The following is a 17,346-nucleotide window of genomic DNA, read 5'->3' as shown; positions in this document are numbered from 1 at the left end:
GCTTTGACCGGGTTTTGTGGCCCCGCGGTTCAGCGGGGCCACAGGTCAGTTTACTGGTTCCAGCGCGCGACCAGATCGTCGTAGTTGACGGTCTCGCCCTGTGGTTTTTCGTTCTCCAGCTTAGGCTTGGCACCGCCATTGGCGAACCAGAACTCCGCATCCTGCTCTTCGTTCAGGCGCGGGCCGCAGCCGCCATAGACGTTTGCCGCCAGATCCGCCTGCTCCATCCGGGCCATGGTAATGTCCATCTCCTCGGCCAGACGATCCATCGCTTCCTGCGGTGTGAAGGCACCGGAGTTCACATCACCGATCTGCTGCCACCAGATTTGCGCCAGCTTTGGATAGTCCGGCACGTTGATGCCCGTGGGGGACCACGCCACGCGATCGGGTGAGCGGTAGAACTCCACCAGACCGCCGAGTTTGGGCGCGCGTTCGGTAAAGCTCTCATGGTTGACGGTACTGTCGCGGATAAAGGTCAGACCGACGTGGGATTTTTTCACGTCAACCGTCTTGGACGTGACGAACTGTGCGTAAAGCCAGGCGGCTTGCGCGCGGTCCGACGGTGTCGATTTCAGGAAGGTCCAGGAGCCCACGTCCTGGTATCCGACCTTCTGGCCTTCTTCCCAGTAGGGGCCATGGGGCGAGGGAGCCATGCGCCACAGTGGATTGCCATCGGCATCAACTGTGTTGTTGCCTTCGGACTGCGGCTTGACCATGTCGGCGGTAAAGGCGGTGTACCAGAAGATCTGCTGGGCCACGTTGCCTTGCGCCAATGCGGGCAGGGACTGGTAAAAGTCATAGCTCGCAGCACCCGGAGGGGCGTAGTTGCGCAACCATTCATCCCACTTGCGGATCGCATAGACCGCTGCCGGGCCGTTCGCCGCGCCGCCGCGGGTGACGCTCGCGCCCGCCGGGTTGCACGAACCGGCCTCCATGCGGATGCCCCATTCGTCGATTGGCACACCGTTGGGTTCGCCCTTGGAGCCGGTGCCCGCCATCGACAGCCAGGCATCGGTCATCCGCCAGCCCAGGTCAGGCGCGCGTTTGCCGTAATCCATATGGCCATAGATCGTGACGCCATCGATTTCCTTGACGTCGTTGGAGAAGAAATCGGCGATATCCTCGTAAGCGGACCAGTTGATCGGGACGCCTAGCTCGTAGCCGTATTTGTCACGAAAGGCGGCCTTGTACTCTTCGTTGTCAAACCAGTCCTTGCGAAACCAGTAGAGGTTGGCAAATTGCTGATCGGGCAGTTGATAGAGGTTGCCATCGGGACCGGTCGTGAACTGAATGCCCATGAAATCGTCCAGATCCAGGGTCGGAGACGTGGTTGCAGCCCACTCACCGGCCATCTGCTCTGTCAGGTTGTAGGCCAGCTGCAACCGCGAGTGCGTGCCGATCAGATCGGAGTCGTTCACATACCCATCATAGAGGTTGCGCTGCGTCTGCATCTGCGTCTGCACCGCCTGAACAACCTCGCCTTCACCGAGGATCTGATGATTCACCTTGATGCCGGTGATCTCTTCAAAGGCTTTCGTGAGCACTTCCGATTCGTAGCCATGGGTCGGAATACCTTCCGACAACACATTGATTTCCATGCCGCTGAAGGGCTCGGCCGCTTCAATGAACCATTCCATCTCGGCCAGCTGCTCCTCCTTGGACAGCGTTGACGGCTGGAATTCCTGGTCAATCCATTTCTGAGCTGCTGCCGTGTCGGCAATAGCAAACCCAGACCCCGCGATGACGGCCGCAGCCGCAGTCGCGGAGAGCAGATACTTGCGCATCATTTCTCCTCCCAAATTTTTTGTCAGCCGACTTTCGCCGACGGCTTCACGCTAGCGTGAGAATTGCGAAGGTGTCAAACTAATTTATTAGTAGAATGATAAGCATATGTTTTATATAATTTATTGCGCGGTTTTCGCTTTTAAAAATCTGTTTCAGGAAATGCCTGAGGTCAAAGCTCGATACGCTTTGGGCGCAGGCGTTTTCCTGCTGACCGACACAGAGCCGTCAATAGGATCGGTGCGTACTAACGGTTGGTCGGGTGCGAAACCGTGCTGCCGGGGATCAGGCGGAACCCGATGTCCTTGCAGGGGTCTACAGGCTCATTCGAGAGCCGGGCGATCATCATCTCTGCGGCTGTCTGGCCCAGTTTCAGATGCGGGACATGCATGGAGGTCAACCGTTGATCCAAGACGGAGGCGATTGGCAAATCCCCCCAGCCGGCAATGCCGATGTCCTGAGGGACGCGCATCCCTTGAGCCGTGCAGTATTGAAGGCCGCCAAAGGCCATCGCATCGTTCTGATAGAAGATACATTCGATCCCGCTGCCCGCGGCCAAAAGCTGTTCTGTCCCGTAATAGCCCGGGTAATAGGTCGCCGTGTCATGCAGGCAGAGCTGCTTGGCGACCTGCCCGCCGCCGCCTTCCACCGCCTTGCAGAACCCGTCCAGCCGGGTTGTTGCGGCGCTGGCCGTGTCGTGTGACGTGCCCACATACCCGATCTTGGAGTAGCCGCAGCCGATCAGAAACCGGCCCATGTCAAAGCCGCTGTCAAAGTGGTTGATCCCAACACTCAGATCGAGCGGGCTGGAGTTCAGATCCCAGATTTCGACAATCGGGATACCCGCATTGCGCAGCATTTCGGTCGCGCGCTTGGAATGATATCGCCCGGTCAGGATGAGCCCCGCCGGTTGCCAGGACAGCACGGTGCGGATCCAGCTTTCTTCTTCCTCTTGCGTATGTTGCGTAAGACCCAGCACCGACTGATAGTCGAAAGAGCCGAGCTTGCGATCAATGCCCTCAAGCACATGCGCAAAGACTTCATTGCCGAGATCGGGAATGGACACCCCGACGAAGGTGGAGGTTTTGTCCCCCGCAAACACGGTCGCGAGACGATTCGGCAGATAGCCCAATTCGTCGACTTTTTGCATCACCAGTGTGCGTGTCTGCTCGGAATACCCACCCTCACCCCGCAAAACCCGGCTTGCGGTCATCTTCGACACACCCGCCGCCCTTGCCACCTGAAGCAAGCTTACCTTGTTGTTTTTGATTAGCTTTTCTTTCAAGGCAGGATCCTTACGTTACGGGTAACTTAGGGCTTGACAGGTGGCGTTCTTGGGACAAGCATTAGCGTAACGTTACGGGTAACTCAACTGCCCGGACGAGGGAGGGATTTCGCGATGCAGAACCTGACATCAGGTCTGTTTTTCGACGGCATAGATAAACATTTTGGCGGCACCTATGCGCTAAAGGACGTCTCGCTGTCGGTCGGGCGTGGTGAGATTGTCGCGCTTTTGGGCGAGAATGGCGCTGGAAAATCCACCCTCATCAAGGTTCTGGGCGGCATTCACGCACCGGACAAGGGGCGTGTCATGATCGACGGTGCGGCTTACCAGCATCGCCCTGCCGGATTTGGTGAGCGGCAGAAAGTGGCCTTTATCCATCAGGACCTGGGGTTGATCGAATGGATGACGGTGGCCGAGAACATCGCGCTGGCGCTGGGGTTTTCACGCAGGAAGGGGTTGATCCGCTGGGCTGACGTGGAGAAATTTGCCAACCGGGCGCTGGCCAAGGTGGATTGCGCCTTTGATCCGACAACCCGTGTCGAGGATTTGTCCCGGACCGAAAAATCTCTGGTCGCCATTGCCCGTGCATTGGCGGTCGATAGTGAATTCCTGGTACTGGATGAGCCAACCGCCTCACTGCCTGCTGATGAAGTGGAGCGTCTTTTTGCGGCCATTCGCCCCCTTCGGGACAGAGGAGTTGGCATGATTTACGTCAGTCACCGGCTCGATGAGATTTTTCAGATCGCCGACCGTGTGGCGGTGCTGCGCGACGGTGAAATGGTCGGGGTGCGCAGCATTGAACACACCACCCCCGAAGAGCTGGTCCAAAAGATCGTTGGGCGCAAAACCCGCAGCACGGTGAAGGCTGCGGAGGCACCGGGTCCTGTCGTCCTCAGCCTCGAGGGTTTCCATGTCGGGTCGGTCGGCCCCATGGATTTCGAACTGCATCGCAATGAAATCGTCGGCCTTGTGGGGCTGCGCGGGGCAGGGCACGAAGTGATTTCACGCGCTTTGTTCGGACTGGCGCGCTTTGAGGGGCGGGTCATGTTGGATGGTGTGTCGCCCAGGCTGACCTCTCCGCAGCAGGCGTTGGCCTCCGGGGTCGGTTTGGTGGCCAAGGACCGCACTGAGGAATCCGTCGCGATGAGCCTGTCGATCCGGGAAAACACTTTTCTCAACCCCAAGGGCATCGGACGAGCCTTGTTGGATTTGCTGTCCCCGAAGACCGAAGCCGATCAGGCGGCAGCAATCGGAGCAGAGCTCGGTCTCTCGCCAAACGACCCCAGCCTCGCGATCGAAGCGCTGTCGGGTGGCAATCAGCAGAAAGTCGTGATCGGGCGCTGGCTGGCCACCAACCGCCGCCTGCTGCTCTGCGAAGACCCCACCGCTGGGGTGGATGTCGGGGCCAAGGCCGAAATCTATGCCTTGCTGAACCGGGCCTTGGCCAAGGGCGTGGGGATCCTCCTCATCTCCACCGATTTTGAAGAGATCGCAACGATCTGCCATCGCGCCATCGTGTTCAGCCAGGGCGCGATTGTTGACGAGGTCAGCGGCACGCGGCTGACCACGGAAAACCTCATCCAATCGGCCTCTGCCGGAAACATTGCCGACAAAAAGGACGCGCCTCATGCAATCGCTTGACTCCGGTGCGCTGGAACCCACCAAGGCAGAGCTCAAGGGGCTCTCGTTTGGCCGTCGGCTCCTGCGTTTTATCCCGGTCTACGGCTTGGTCATTCTCACGGTTCTGCTGATTGCGCTGTTCTCGATCCTGCTGCCGAACACCTTCCCCACAATGTTGAACCTGCGGTCCATCGTGTCCGACAAGGCGATCATTGCCTTGCTGTCTCTGGGCGCGATGATCCCCATGGCGGCAGGGCGTATCGATCTGACGGTCGGCTACGGCATCGTGTTGTGGCATATTCTGGCGATCAGCCTGCAAACGCTTTTTGGCATGCCGTGGCCCTTGGCGGTGATGCTTGTGCTCTTGCTAGGGGCGCTGTCGGGCTTTCTCAATGGCCTGCTGGTCGAAGTTGCCAAGATCGACAGCTTCATCGCCACTTTGGGCACCGGCACCGTGCTCTATGCGCTGGCGCTGTGGCACACCGGCGGGCGGCAGATGGTCGGGGTCTTGCCCGACGGGTTCTACGCGCTCAACAATACCTTCGTTTTCGGCCTGCCGATCACCGGATATTACCTGATGGCGATCACCGTGATGATGTGGATCGTTTTGGAATACACGCCCGTTGGTCGCTACCTCTATGCCATCGGTGCGAACCAGCGGGCAGCGCAACTGAATGGAATCCCGACCCGCAAGTTCGTGATCGGCGCCTTTGTAGCCTCCGGCACGATGACGGCGCTGGCCGGGGTTTTGCTGGCGGCCAAGCTGCGCATCGGGCAGGCGTCGGTGGGTCTGGAATTCCTGCTGCCCGCGCTGGTGGGGGCGTTTCTGGGCTCCACCACGATCAAGCCGGGGCGGGTCAATGTCTGGGGCACCATTGTCGGTGTCGCGATCCTCGCGGTGGGGATTTCCGGCATCCAGCAGTTTGGCGGCTCGTTCTGGGTTGAGCCGCTGTTCAACGGGGTGACCTTGCTGATTGCCATCGGCATCGCAGGCTACGCCCAACGCAGAAAAGGCGCTGAAAAGCGCTGACGCATTTTACATCCACGGGAGGATTCACATGCTTAAACGAACATTTCTAGGTGCTTTGCTGGCGAGCACCACGCTGGCGGTCACACCGGGTCTGGCGGGGACCGCCTGGGACGGTCCGACCACCGGACCGGCCGCCGCCGAGGGCAAGTCCATCGTCGTTGTGGCGGGCGATCTCAAGAATGGCGGTATTCTGGGTGTTACCACGGGCGTGGAGGAGGCCGCAGCCACCATCGGCTGGGATTTGCGGGTGCTGGACGGCGCAGGCTCGATCCAGGGGCGCACGGCGGCCATCGGCCAAGCCCTGGCCTTGCAGGCGGACGGCATCGTGATCAACGGCTTTGACGCGGTCGAGCAGCAGGCCGCCCTTGAGGGGGTGGTGAGCGCGGGTATTCCCATGGTCGCCTGGCATTCCGGCCCCAAAATCGGCTGCGATGCACCGGGAGGTATCTTTGCCAATGTCTCAACCGATGCGATGACCGTTTCGGAAGTTGCCGCCGAGTGGGCGCTTGAGGATGGTGGCAAGGATATCGGGGTGGTGATCTTTACCGATTCCACCTATCAGATTGCCATCGACAAGGCCGACCGGCTGAAGGAAACCGTGGAGGCGGCGGGCGGCAAGGTCCTTGAATATGTGGATACGCCGATTGCCGATACCTCGACCCGCATGGGGCCTTTGACGACAAGCCTGTTGCAGAAATACGGCGACAGCTGGACCCACGCGCTGGCGATCAATGATCTCTACTTTGATTTCATGGGGCCCTCGCTTGCGGCCGCTGGCCTCTCGCCCGACAAGGGGCCGAAAGCGGGCTCCGCCGGAGACGGCTCCGAGGCCGCCTTTCAGCGGATCCGCTCCGGCGGCTATCAGTCGATCACCGTGGCAGAGCCGCTCAACCTGCAGGGCTGGCAGCTTGTCGATGAGCTGAACCGCGCGATGCAGGGTGAGCCCTGCTCCGGGTATATTACGTCGCCAGCGCTTGTGACCTCTGGCGGGCTGGAAAAGCTGGGCGAGAGCAACGCATTCGATCCCGACATCCCCTACCGCGCCGCCTATTCGGCGATCTGGGGAAAATAACGCTTCCTCCCAGGGGCCGGCGGGAGGGCTATCTTGGCGCCCCCCGCCGGTTTCATGATCCGTCCCTCTTGTGGGCCGCGATTGTGACCTCTTGGGCAACACCATTCTGAAAGGGCGATACGATGAGCGAGCCATTGGTCAAAATGCGCGGCATAACAAAACGCTTCGGGGGCGTGACCGCGTTGATAGACGTCGATCTGGAGGCCTATGCAGGCGAAGTCCTCGCCATTGTCGGGGACAATGGCGCGGGCAAGTCCACCCTGATAAAAATCCTTACAGGGGTCTATCAGCCCACCGAGGGCGAGATGTTTCTTGACGGTCTGAAAGTCGCCTTCTCCAGCCATGCCGACGCCATCGATATGGGGATCGATGCGGTCTACCAGACCCTGGCCCTGGCCGACCATCTGGACCCGGCCGCCAATATGTTTCTGGGCAATGAACTGACCCGCACGGTGCTGGGCATGACCTTTCTGGACAACAAGCGCATGCGGTCCGAGACCGAGCGGGTGCTGATGGAACGGCTGGGCGTGAGGCTCAAGTCACTGGATGCCCCCACAGAAAGCCTGTCGGGCGGCCAACGGCAGGCGGTCGCTATCGCGCGCGCCGTCTACCATGAGGGGTTGCGCGTGCTGGTCATGGACGAGCCGACCGCCGCCCTTGGCCCACAGGAGACCGCCCGCACCCTCAAACTCATCCAGACCCTGAAAGCGCAGGGGCTGGCGGTGATCCTGATCAGCCACTCGCTTGATGATGTCTTCGAGGTCTCCGACCGCATTCACGTCCAGCGACGCGGCCAGCGGGTCGGGGTGGTGGAGACCGCCAGCAGCAATACGCAAGAGGTCCTTGGCCTCATTGTCGGTGCCGAGGAGGCCGCCTGATGAACACAACCACACAAACCCGCACGACGACCGAGCGGCTGGAGCCCTATATCGCCATCATCGGCCCGATGGTGATGATCCTTGCGATCCTGCTCTTTATGGGCGTCGCCGAGCCCGCGCGCTATTTCCGGGCCACCAACCTGAACCTGATCCTGCTCGATGCAGCACTTTACATGCCCATGGCCATGGCGATGACCTTTGTCATCACCCAGCGCGGCATCGATCTGTCCATCGGGTCAATTGCCGCGCTCTCGGGTATCATGATGGCCTTTCTGATCAAGCAATACGGGTTTTCGGTCTATGTCGCGGTGCCCATTGCGCTGCTGTTGGGCGCCCTGATGGGGCTTATCAACGGTCTCATCATCACGCGCTTCAACGTACCTGATCTCATCGGGACACTTGCGATGGATCTGGTCTATCGCGGGCTCGCGCTGGTGCTGGCCAAGGGGCTGGTGCTGGCGCGGTTCCCGGATTTTCTGACCGACATCGGTCGGGGGCAGATCCCGGGCTTTGTCCCCATTCCCGTTCTGATCGGGATCGCCACGATGATCGCAGGCTATGTGCTGCTGACCCGCACCTATTTCGGGCGCTATACCATTGCGATTGGCTCGAACCCCGAAGCCGCAGAACTGACCGGCATCGCGGTCAAGCGCCACAAAGTCTATGCCTATGTGCTCTGCGGGGCCTGTGCCGCGCTGGGAGGCATCCTGCTCACAGGCAAGCTGAACGCGATTCAGGCCACTTCGGCCCCCTATTTCAACCTGCATGTCATCGCGGCAGTTGTGGTGGGCGGTACATCGCTTTTCGGGGGGCGGGCGTCGATGCTGGGGTCCTTTGCGGGCGTGCTGCTCTTGTCGATGATGATCAACGCGCTGGTGACCCTGCGGATCGAGTTTTTCTGGCAGTCCGTGGCCTCGGGCGTGGTGATTGTCAGTTCAGTCGCGCTCTATACCTGGATGCAGAAGAAGGACCGCGATGGGGCCGGGGGCTGGCTTGCCGGTCTCAAGACGCCCGATGGCCAGAAGATGATGCGCTTTAGTGCGGCACTCATAGGTCTGCTCATTGCCCTTTTGGCACTGGGGGGCTTGTTCGCCGGAACGACCAATCCAAGCGGTTGACCGGTTTTTGTGAGGCCACCGGAGCGGGCGTTTCAGCTCTGCGCTTTCCGGTGGCCTCATATTTTTGAAAGGGAGGAACTAACATGAAATACCTGATGACAACCGGACTGGTCGCAAGCCTTGCGCTGGCCGGCAGCGCCTTTGCCGACGGGCATCTGCCGCTGAAAGAACTGCCTGACATCGCGGACCGCAACTACTGGGTCCCCGATGAAGTCAACGCCGAAGGCAAACTGGAAGCGCTGCAAAGCGTTGTCGGCGCGGCGGCCGAGCCCTATGCGGGAACGCTGGAAAACCCGCTGCAAATCGCCCTGATCTACCCGTCCGCCGATACGTCGGATTTCTGGGCGCGCAATTATCTGGCGCTGACCAAACGGCTGGAGGAGTTGGGGATCGCTTTTGAAACCACCGAATTTGCCTCTCGGCAGATCGAACATTCATTGCAGGCGACCTATGCCAATCAGGTGGCGCAGGACGCGGACCTCTACGACTATGTCATCTTCGGCCCGTCGGAGCTGGAAATTCAGGCGGACAACATCGACAAGCTGTCGGGCAATGATGGCTTCACCACCTATGTCTGGGCGTTTCACACCCCGCTCAAGGATCTGGAGAATCAGCCTGATGTGTGGTTTGACTTCTCCTCTGCTGCGGGCGCGCTGGTGATGTGCGACTACATGCTGGACCGCTTGGGCGAGGGTAAGACCATGGCGCTGAACCGCGGCATTCCGGGGATCACGGACAACCAGCGCTCGGGGGATTTCAAGACCTGCATCGAAGAGAAGGGGGGCTGGACTACGGCCTATGAACACTATGGCGAGTATCAGCGCGAGGGTGGCTTTGAAGGGACCTCGCTGATCCTGCAGGCCTATCCGGAAGCGGAGATCATCCACAACGCCAACACAGCTATGGCAATGGGGTCTGTCGAGGCTCAGATCGCCATGGGCAAGGAAAAGGACGTCTTTTCCACCGGCTGGGGCGGCACCGGGCTGGAGCTTGAGGCCATCCGGCGCGGAGAGCTCAATGCCACCCCGATGCGGATGGGCGACGATGTGGGCGCGGCCACGGCCGAGGCGATCCGGGCGGATCTGGAAGGGCGCGCGGATGAATTGCCGCTGGTCTTTCTGGGCCGCATCACGGTGGCCCACGATCAGATGAGTGTCGAGGACATTGACGCATTGGAGCAGGAAGCCTTCCGTTTTTCCGGCGTCGGCGCGTTGTCGCGATAAAACCTGCAAGAGGTGCCACCCGCCGTGGCACCTCTTGATTACACGCTCGGGTTCCAGCAAGGTGTTACCGATAACACTTCTGGAGCATATGTGGCCGATACCCGGAAACCTCAGGTAACGATGCGCGACGTGGCGCGGGCTGCGGGTGTGTCGCGTATGACGGTCTCACGGGCGCTCAGGCAGGACAGCCCCGTTTCAAAGGAAACCCGCGACCGCATCCTCAAGGTCGTGCGCGACATGAATTACGTGCCCGACCAGATGGCGGGCAGCCTGACCACCAAGCGGTCCGGGTTCGTCGCCGTTCTGGTGCCCTCGCTCAACAATCTGCATTTTGCCGAGACTGTTCAGGCCCTGACCGAGGAGCTGGAAAAGATCGGCCAGCAGATCCTGCTCGGTTACACCGATTACTCCACCGCCCGTGAAGAAACCCTGGTCGAGACCATGCTGCGGCGCAGGCCGGAGGCGATCGTGCTCTCTTACGATGGGCATTCCCCGCGCACGATCGAGCTGCTCAAGGATGCCGCCGTGCCGGTCATTGAACTGTGGGAACGCCCCGAGACGCCCATCGGGCACACCATCGGCTTTTCCAACTGCGAAGCGGCAGCGGATATGACGCGCGCGCTGATTGCCAAAGGCTATCGCAACATCGCCTTTCTGGGGGAGGCAGAGGACGCCTGGACGCGCGGCGCGGCGCGGCGCCGAGGGTTTGTTCAGGCGATGGCGGCGGCGGGATTGCCGGCGCACCGGGTGCTGAAGATCGGCAAGCCGCCGCTCTCCATTGAGGATGGTGCCGCGGCGGGCAAGGCGCTTTTGGCACAGTATCCCGAGACAGATTGCATCTTCTGCGTCTCTGATGCGCCCGCGTTCGGCATACTGTCGGCGCTGCGCGCGATGGGCAAATCGGTGCCCGAAGATATCGGGGTTGCGGGCTTTGGCAACTTTGAGGTGTCGCGCTTTTCCACCCCGACCATCACCACCGTAAAGGTGGATCCGCGACGCATCGGGCAGTCGACAGGGCATCTGATCGCGGACCTTCTGTCAGGGGAGGGCAGCCTGAAACCGCGACATGTGACCGTTGATGCCGATCTGAGCTTCCGCGACAGCACCCGATAAAGGCGCCGTTAGGGGCGTCATAAACGCCCGAGATATTTCTTGTGTTACCGGTCACAAATGTTACTGTGACCGGTAACACGGGGGAATGGGAGGCCGCCATGCCAACAATTCAGCTGGATAACCTCATCAAAAGATACGGTGAGGTGGAGGTGCTGCACGGCATTGAGCTTGAGATGGCGGATAACGAGTTCACCGTGCTGGTCGGCCCCTCCGGTTGCGGGAAATCCACGACATTGCGCATGGTCGCGGGACTGGAAGATGTCACCGAAGGCGAGATTTACGTCGATGGCAAGCCCGTCAGCCATCTTGAACCCAAAGATCGTGATCTGGCGATGGTTTTTCAGGATTACGCGCTCTATCCGCATATGAACGTGGCGCAGAATATCTCCTTTGCGCTGCGGCTGGCCCGCCGTCCCAAGGCGGAGGTTCACGCCAAGGTCAAAGAGGTTGCCGATATGGTCGGCCTGACCGACTTCCTGCACCGCAAACCGGGGGCTTTATCGGGCGGGCAACGCCAGCGGGTCGCCATGGCGCGGGCGCTGGCAAAGGACAGCGGCATCTTTCTTTTTGACGAGCCGCTCTCCAATCTTGACGCCAAGCTGCGGGGTCAACTGCGGGCAGAGCTTGCGTTGATGAGCCAGCGGGTCGAGAAAAACATGATCTACGTGACCCATGACCAGATCGAAGCCATGACTCTGGCGGACCGGATTGTCGTGATGCACGGCGGGTACATTCAGCAACAGGGCTCCCCCGAAGCGTTGTTCAAAAGGCCGGTCAACAAATTCGTCGCAGGCTTTCTGGGCATGCCGCCGATGAACTTTCTGAACGGGGAGATCAAAGAGGAAGCGGGTGACGTTTTCGTCAAAGGCAACGGTTTTTCCCTGCGGTTGCAGGATGAAAAGGCGCAAGCCGCCAAGGCACATCGCGTGCGGGAGGTTGTTTTGGGGGTCCGGCCGTCGGATTTGGTTTTCGACGCGGAGGCTCCAAGCGATCAGGCGCTGACCCTCGATGTGATGGTGTCGGAATACGTCGGCGCGCAATCTGTATTGCTGTGCCAATGCGGGGCGGATCAAGTCACGGTCGAGATGAACTCCGAGACACCAATGGCGCTGGGGCAAACCTTGCGGTTCCGGATCACGCCGAACCGGGTGCATCTGTTTGATCGCGAAAGCGAAGACGCGATCCAAAGCAAATAAGTCAATCAATGGGAGGAATACATGTCTAAATCATTCAAGGTGACGGCGTTGGCAAGTGCCACAGCCGTCCTGATGGCGGGGACGGCACTGGCCAATCCTTATGCGGAGTACGAGGGCACGACACTGATTGTGAACTTCCCCGCGCATCCGCATTACGATGCGGCCATCAAGGTGCTGCCGGAGTTTATCAGGGAAACCGGGATCGAGGTAGAGGTCGACCAGTTACCCTACCTCAAGATGCGTGAACGTCAGACGCTTGAGCTGGCGCAGGATGAGGGCGAATATGACCTGATCTCCTACGTTGTGTTCTCAAAGGCAGACTATGTCTTTGCCGACCAGCTGGAAAACCTCGCCAGATATTTCATGGACCCAAAGCTGGCGGACCCCAATTATGACGCCGAAGACCTGATCGACGGCTATGTGCAGAATATCGGCGTGGCGGGGGGCGAGAAAGGCTACCTGCCGGGACCCACGGGGTCGCTTTTCGGCATTCCCTTCGGGTCGGAGACCTCGGTGCTGGCCTACCGCAAGGACATCTTTGAAAAGCACGGGCTGGCCGAGCCTGAGACCTATGAGCAACTGCTCGAAGCGGCCTGCAAGATCCCCGAGCTTGAGCCCGGTATGGGGGGCATGGCCTCGCGCGCGGCCTCGGGCCATCAGGCCAGCCACGCATTCCTGCTGCATCTGGCCCCGCTGGGCGGACGTGTCTTTGACGAGGCCTGGAACCCGATCATCAACAATGAGGCCGGTGTCGAAGCGGCCAATGCGCTGAAAACTATCGTTGAATGCGGCCCGGAGGGCGCGATGAGCTTTGGCCCCTCAGAGGCGGCGGCGTCCTTCTCAAATGGTCAGTCGGCGATGTTCCTTGATTCCATCGCCTTCATGCCCGGTTTCGAGAACCCGGACCGGTCCAGTGTGGTGGGCAAGGTGGGTTATGCGATGCACCCCAAGGGCGTGCGCCGGGGCAGCCAGACCGGCGGCTTTGGCATCGCGATTCCCAAGAATGCCGAAAACAAGGAGGCGGCTTTTCTGCTGATGCAGTGGCTCACATCAAAAAAGGGTGATCTCATGGTGGCGATGGAAGGCGGCAACCCTTCGCGGTTCTCGACCTATCAGGATGCCGGCCTGAACGAGAAATTCCCCTTTTCGGCCACCTTTGGGGAAGCGTTGAAATATGCCGACCCGGACTGGCGTCCGATCATCCCGGTCTGGGGCAAGATCAACGCGGACATCGGGACAACCATGTCCAAGGTGCTGACCGAGGGCCTCGATATCCAGGAAGCGCTGGACGGCGTGGCAGACCGGACCCGCGCCGTGATGGAAGAGGCGGGCTACTACACCTGGCAGTAACCCTGCCGTTGATCGGGGCACCCGTCGTGCGTGCCCCGGTCCCCTCGCTGGTCCAGCAATGAAAGAGAGTGTGAGCCCATGCGCATCGCCGTGGCCAACCGCCTGACCCCTTATCTCTTTATGGCACCTGCCGTCGTCATCATGGCCATCGCCCTGATGTACCCGCTGGGCTACATGATCTGGGGCAGCTTTCGCGACTGGTCTCCCAGCCAGACCATCGGCGAGGCCGAGTTTGTCGGGCTCAAGAACTACGTCACACTCTGGGGCGATCCGAATTTCTGGGAAAGCCTGTCGGTCACGCTGACTTTCGCCTTCTTTGTGGTGACGCTGGAGATGCTGATCGGTGTCGGGCTGGCGTTGCTGCTGGATCGCAATATTCGCGGTATGTCCGTGCTGCGGACGCTGTTCATCCTGCCGATGATGATCGCGCCTGTCGTGGTGGGCCTGATGTGGCGCTACATGTACCACCCGACGGTCGGCACCTTCAATCGCATGCTCGACAGCCTCGGCCTGCCAACGGTGGATTGGCTGGGCAATCACGCGCTGATGTCCGTCATCATCGCCGACATCTGGCAGTGGACACCGTTTATCTTCATTCTGGCGCTGGCCGCCCTGCAATCGCTGCCGCGCTCGGCGCTGGAGGCCGCTCGCATTGACGGTGCCACCGCCTGGCAGCAGATCTGGCACATCAAACTGCCGCTGATGATGCCGGTGCTGATCGTGACAGGTCTCTTGCGCCTGATCGACGCGTTCAAGGTGCTTGAGGTTATTCTGGTCATGACCGAAGGCGGCCCGGGCCTCTCGACCGAGATCCTCGCCCTGCGCATCTCTCGCACCGCCACCGAGTTCCGCGAGCTGGGCGTGGCGGCGGCGATGTCGAACTACCTGCTGATCCTGCTACTGGCGCTGACGCTCGCGATGTTTGCCTTTACCCGCCTTCAGGAAGCACGCGCCGCCCGCATCCGCGCCGCCGTCGAGGAGGAAAGCTGATGTCGCAGGCGCATGAAAAGCAAAATCCGGCCTTCTATGCCATCATTGCGCTTTTGGTGTTCATGTCGGTGGGGCCGGTTCTGTTGATGTTCGTCAACAGCTTCAAGCTCGACGTGGACATCATCTCGGGCACGACGGGGCTGATCTTTCTGCCGACCATCCAGAACTATGAGACAGCCCTTTGCGACATCCTTTGGTACGAGCCGGAGCATCTGGATTTCTGCGCCTTGAAATTCGGGGGCGCCTTCATCAACTCGCTGATCATCGCGCTGATCTCAACGCTGCTGACATTGGTGATCGGCTGCATGGCCGCCTACGCGCTGGTGCGGTTTCGGTTCATGGGACGGGACACGGTGTCGCTGACCACGCTGATGGTCCGCATGGTGCCGCCGGCGGTGCTCTTGGTTCCGGTCTTTGGTCTGTGGAACAACGAGTTCTGCCTGGACCGCGACGGCCTCATCGGCGGCTTTATCCGTGACACCTTTGGTGGCCGCGGCGATGTATGCCTCGCTGGAACCCATTCCGGCATCATTCTGGTCTATGTGGCGATGAACCTGCCCTTTGTCATCTGGATCTTGCAGAGCTTTATCGTGCAGGTGCCCCGCAGCCTGGAAGAGGCCGCCCGCGTCGATGGCGCGGGCCCGTTTCAGGTGTTCTTCAAGGTTGTCCTGCCGCTCATCAAGCCGGGTCTGGCGGCAGCGGCGATCTTTACCTTCCGGATTGCTTGGAACGAATACCTGCTGGCCTCTGCCCTCTCAGACCGCAACACAAGAACGGTACCCATTCTGATCGTGAACAACATGAGCGAGTTCAACGTCGAATGGGGGGTCATCATGGCCACGGGCATGTTGCTGGCCATCCCGCCCATCATCTTTACCCTGTTTGCCTCGCGCCAGATCATCACCGGCATGACCGCAGGTGCGGTAAAGGGCTGATATGTGGGAGTGGTTGCTTTCCCCCATCGACGCCCAACGCGCACATGACGTGGGGTTTGCGGTGTCATGGCATGCGCGCTCCATGGTGTTGGCATGGGGCGTCATCGCACCGCTTGCCGTTATCATCGCGCGTTACTTCAAGGTGTTGCCGGGCCAGGACTGGCCGCGCGTGCTGGATGTGCAGCTTTGGTGGCAGGTGCATTGGAAAGGGCAGGTTCTGGTCGTCGTGTTGTCGGCGATCGGTCTGGTGTTGGTGCTGCCTCCTGATCTGTCGCAGATGAGCCTGCACAACGGGTTGGGCTACGGCGTGCTGGCCGGGCTGGCCGTACAGGTGCTTCTGGGCATTTTTCGCGGCACCAAAGGCGGGCCGTCCGCTCCGGCACCGGATGGCAGCCTGCACGGTGATCACTATGACATGACCCTCTGGCGGCGCGTGTTCGAAGCGCTCCACAAGGCCATCGGGTACGGCGTGCTGCTTTTGGCTGCGGTCACAATTCTACTCGGTCTCTGGAAAGCGAACGCGCCCAACTGGATGTGGGTGATGCTGGCGCTCTGGTGGCCTGCGCTGGTCATTGTCTTTATCAGCTTGCAAAGACGCGGCATGGCGGTGGATACCTATCAGGCGATCTGGGGCCCGGACCCTGATCTGCCAGGCAACCGGCTGTCCCATCCGGGGTGGGGCGTGCGCAGAGATGGACCTTCACAGGAGAGAAAAGATGTACGGCATTCTCGACGGCACGGGATTTGAAGCGCTTGATCCGCAGTTCAACGACTGTCTGATCGGTCATGCCAGGGTCGAGCGGTTGTGGACCGGGGCGCGCTGGTCTGAAGGCCCTGTGTGGTTTGCGCCCGGCCGCTACCTGCTCTGGTCTGACATCCCCAACAACCGGATGCTGCGGTTTGACGAAACTGACGGATCGGTATCGACCTTCCGCCAGCCTTCGCAGAACGCCAATGGCCATACCGTCGACCGGCAGGGCCGACTGGTGTCCTGTGAACATCTGACGCGGCGCGTCACCCGGACGGAGTTTGACGGCTCGATCACAGTCATCGCCGACAGCTTCGAGGGCAAGCGGCTGAATTCGCCCAACGATGTGGTGGTGAAATCCGACGGCTCGATCTGGTTCACCGACCCGTCCTACGGCATTCTGATGGACTATGAAGGCGACCGCGCCGAAAGCGAAATAGGGGCCTGCCATGTCTATCGCGTCGCCCCGTCAGGAGAGATCACGCGCGTCGCTGACGACTACGTCAAACCCAACGGCTTGGCGTTTTCCCCGGACGAAAGCCATCTCTATATCGCGGATACCGGCGTGACCCACACGCCCGGCGGACCGGCCCATATCCGCAAGCACCGTGTTCACGCGGACGGAACGCTGTCGGGCGGCGCGGTCTTTGCCGAGTGTACCAGCGGTGTCTTTGACGGGTTCCGCCTGGACCGGGAGGGGCGGATCTGGAGCTCTGCCGCAGACGGGGTGCACTGCCTTGCCCCCAGCGGAGAGCTGATCGGCAAGGTGCTGATCCCCGAGATGGTGGGCAATGTCTGTTTTGGCGGGGCCAAACTGAACCGGCTTTTCATCTGCGGGACGACATCGCTTTATTCCGTGTTCCTCAATGTCAATGGAGTATCCCCCCTTAGGCCATGACTGAGTGTGATGCTCCGCTTGTTGAAAGCGTTTGACGCGGACGCTGCTGGGCAAGGAACATCACTTAGGTCTATGCTAATCCAGTTCGATTCGATTCAAACAGTCGGA

15 protein-coding genes are annotated in these 17,346 nt (G+C 60.4%); 13 read left to right on the top strand and 2 right to left on the bottom strand.

Features of this window, described 5'->3' with window-relative positions; translation table 11 throughout:
• Nucleotides 1-50: 50 nt before the first annotated feature.
• Nucleotides 51-1,784 (bottom strand): ABC transporter substrate-binding protein, encoded by a 1,734-nt coding sequence (locus tag H7847_RS14365; protein ID WP_227270171.1) that lies wholly within the window; start codon nt 1,782-1,784, stop codon nt 51-53.
• A gap of 245 nt (nt 1,785-2,029) precedes the next feature.
• The gene (locus H7847_RS14360) at nt 2,030-3,067 is read right to left on the bottom strand and encodes a LacI family DNA-binding transcriptional regulator (protein ID WP_227270170.1); all 1,038 of its coding nucleotides are present in this window, start codon (nt 3,065-3,067) and stop codon (nt 2,030-2,032) included.
• Between the two features lie 114 nt (nt 3,068-3,181).
• On the opposite strand from H7847_RS14360, the gene H7847_RS14355 reads away from it, so the two are divergent.
• The 13 genes from H7847_RS14355 (at nt 3,182) to H7847_RS14295 (ending at nt 17,238) form a co-directional block, all read left to right on the top strand.
• Nucleotides 3,182-4,708 carry a sugar ABC transporter ATP-binding protein gene (locus H7847_RS14355; protein WP_227270169.1) on the top strand — a complete coding sequence of 509 codons (1,527 nt, stop codon included), beginning with the start codon at nt 3,182-3,184 and terminating at the stop codon, nt 4,706-4,708.
• Nucleotides 4,695-5,717, top strand: coding sequence for an ABC transporter permease (locus H7847_RS14350; protein WP_227270168.1), 1,023 nt, complete (start codon nt 4,695-4,697; stop codon nt 5,715-5,717). Before H7847_RS14355 ends, H7847_RS14350 begins: the two co-directional genes overlap by 14 nt.
• A 28-nt stretch (nt 5,718-5,745) precedes the next feature.
• Nucleotides 5,746-6,789 carry a substrate-binding domain-containing protein gene (locus H7847_RS14345; RefSeq protein WP_227270167.1) on the top strand — a complete coding sequence of 348 codons (1,044 nt, stop codon included), beginning with the start codon at nt 5,746-5,748 and terminating at the stop codon, nt 6,787-6,789.
• 122 nt (nt 6,790-6,911) lie between these two features.
• Complete coding sequence (locus H7847_RS14340; protein ID WP_227270166.1) at nt 6,912-7,667, top strand: ATP-binding cassette domain-containing protein; 756 nt, start codon at nt 6,912-6,914, stop codon at nt 7,665-7,667.
• Nucleotides 7,667-8,785 (top strand): ABC transporter permease, encoded by a 1,119-nt coding sequence (locus H7847_RS14335; RefSeq protein WP_227270165.1) that lies wholly within the window; start codon nt 7,667-7,669, stop codon nt 8,783-8,785. Before H7847_RS14340 ends, H7847_RS14335 begins: the two co-directional genes overlap by 1 nt.
• Nucleotides 8,786-8,868: 83 nt before the next feature.
• Nucleotides 8,869-10,008, top strand: a complete 1,140-nt coding sequence (locus tag H7847_RS14330; protein WP_227270164.1) for a substrate-binding domain-containing protein — start codon at nt 8,869-8,871, stop codon at nt 10,006-10,008.
• A 24-nt stretch (nt 10,009-10,032) separates the two neighbouring features.
• Nucleotides 10,033-11,121 carry a LacI family DNA-binding transcriptional regulator gene (locus H7847_RS14325; RefSeq protein ID WP_227270163.1) on the top strand — a complete coding sequence of 363 codons (1,089 nt, stop codon included), beginning with the start codon at nt 10,033-10,035 and terminating at the stop codon, nt 11,119-11,121.
• Between the two features lie 98 nt (nt 11,122-11,219).
• The gene (locus tag H7847_RS14320; protein ID WP_227270162.1) at nt 11,220-12,317 is read left to right on the top strand and encodes an ABC transporter ATP-binding protein; all 1,098 of its coding nucleotides are present in this window, start codon (nt 11,220-11,222) and stop codon (nt 12,315-12,317) included.
• A 21-nt stretch (nt 12,318-12,338) separates the two neighbouring features.
• Nucleotides 12,339-13,667, top strand: coding sequence for an extracellular solute-binding protein (locus H7847_RS14315; RefSeq protein WP_227270161.1), 1,329 nt, complete (start codon nt 12,339-12,341; stop codon nt 13,665-13,667).
• 78 nt (nt 13,668-13,745) lie between these two features.
• Complete coding sequence (locus H7847_RS14310; RefSeq protein WP_227270160.1) at nt 13,746-14,657, top strand: carbohydrate ABC transporter permease; 912 nt, start codon at nt 13,746-13,748, stop codon at nt 14,655-14,657.
• Complete coding sequence (locus H7847_RS14305; protein WP_227270159.1) at nt 14,657-15,592, top strand: carbohydrate ABC transporter permease; 936 nt, start codon at nt 14,657-14,659, stop codon at nt 15,590-15,592. The genes H7847_RS14310 and H7847_RS14305 overlap by 1 nt, the downstream gene beginning before the upstream one ends.
• A 1-nt stretch (nt 15,593) precedes the next feature.
• On the top strand, nt 15,594-16,340 hold the full coding sequence (locus H7847_RS14300; RefSeq protein ID WP_227270158.1) for a cytochrome b561 domain-containing protein: 747 nt from the start codon (nt 15,594-15,596) through the stop codon (nt 16,338-16,340).
• Nucleotides 16,309-17,238 carry an SMP-30/gluconolactonase/LRE family protein gene (locus H7847_RS14295; protein ID WP_227270157.1) on the top strand — a complete coding sequence of 310 codons (930 nt, stop codon included), beginning with the start codon at nt 16,309-16,311 and terminating at the stop codon, nt 17,236-17,238. Before H7847_RS14300 ends, H7847_RS14295 begins: the two co-directional genes overlap by 32 nt.
• Nucleotides 17,239-17,346: the final 108 nt, after the last annotated feature.

The sequence above is a fragment of the Roseobacter weihaiensis genome (genome assembly GCF_020622345.1).
Taxonomy (GTDB): domain Bacteria; phylum Pseudomonadota; class Alphaproteobacteria; order Rhodobacterales; family Rhodobacteraceae; genus Roseobacter; species Roseobacter weihaiensis.
This window is presented reverse-complemented; position numbering and strand designations above follow the sequence as displayed.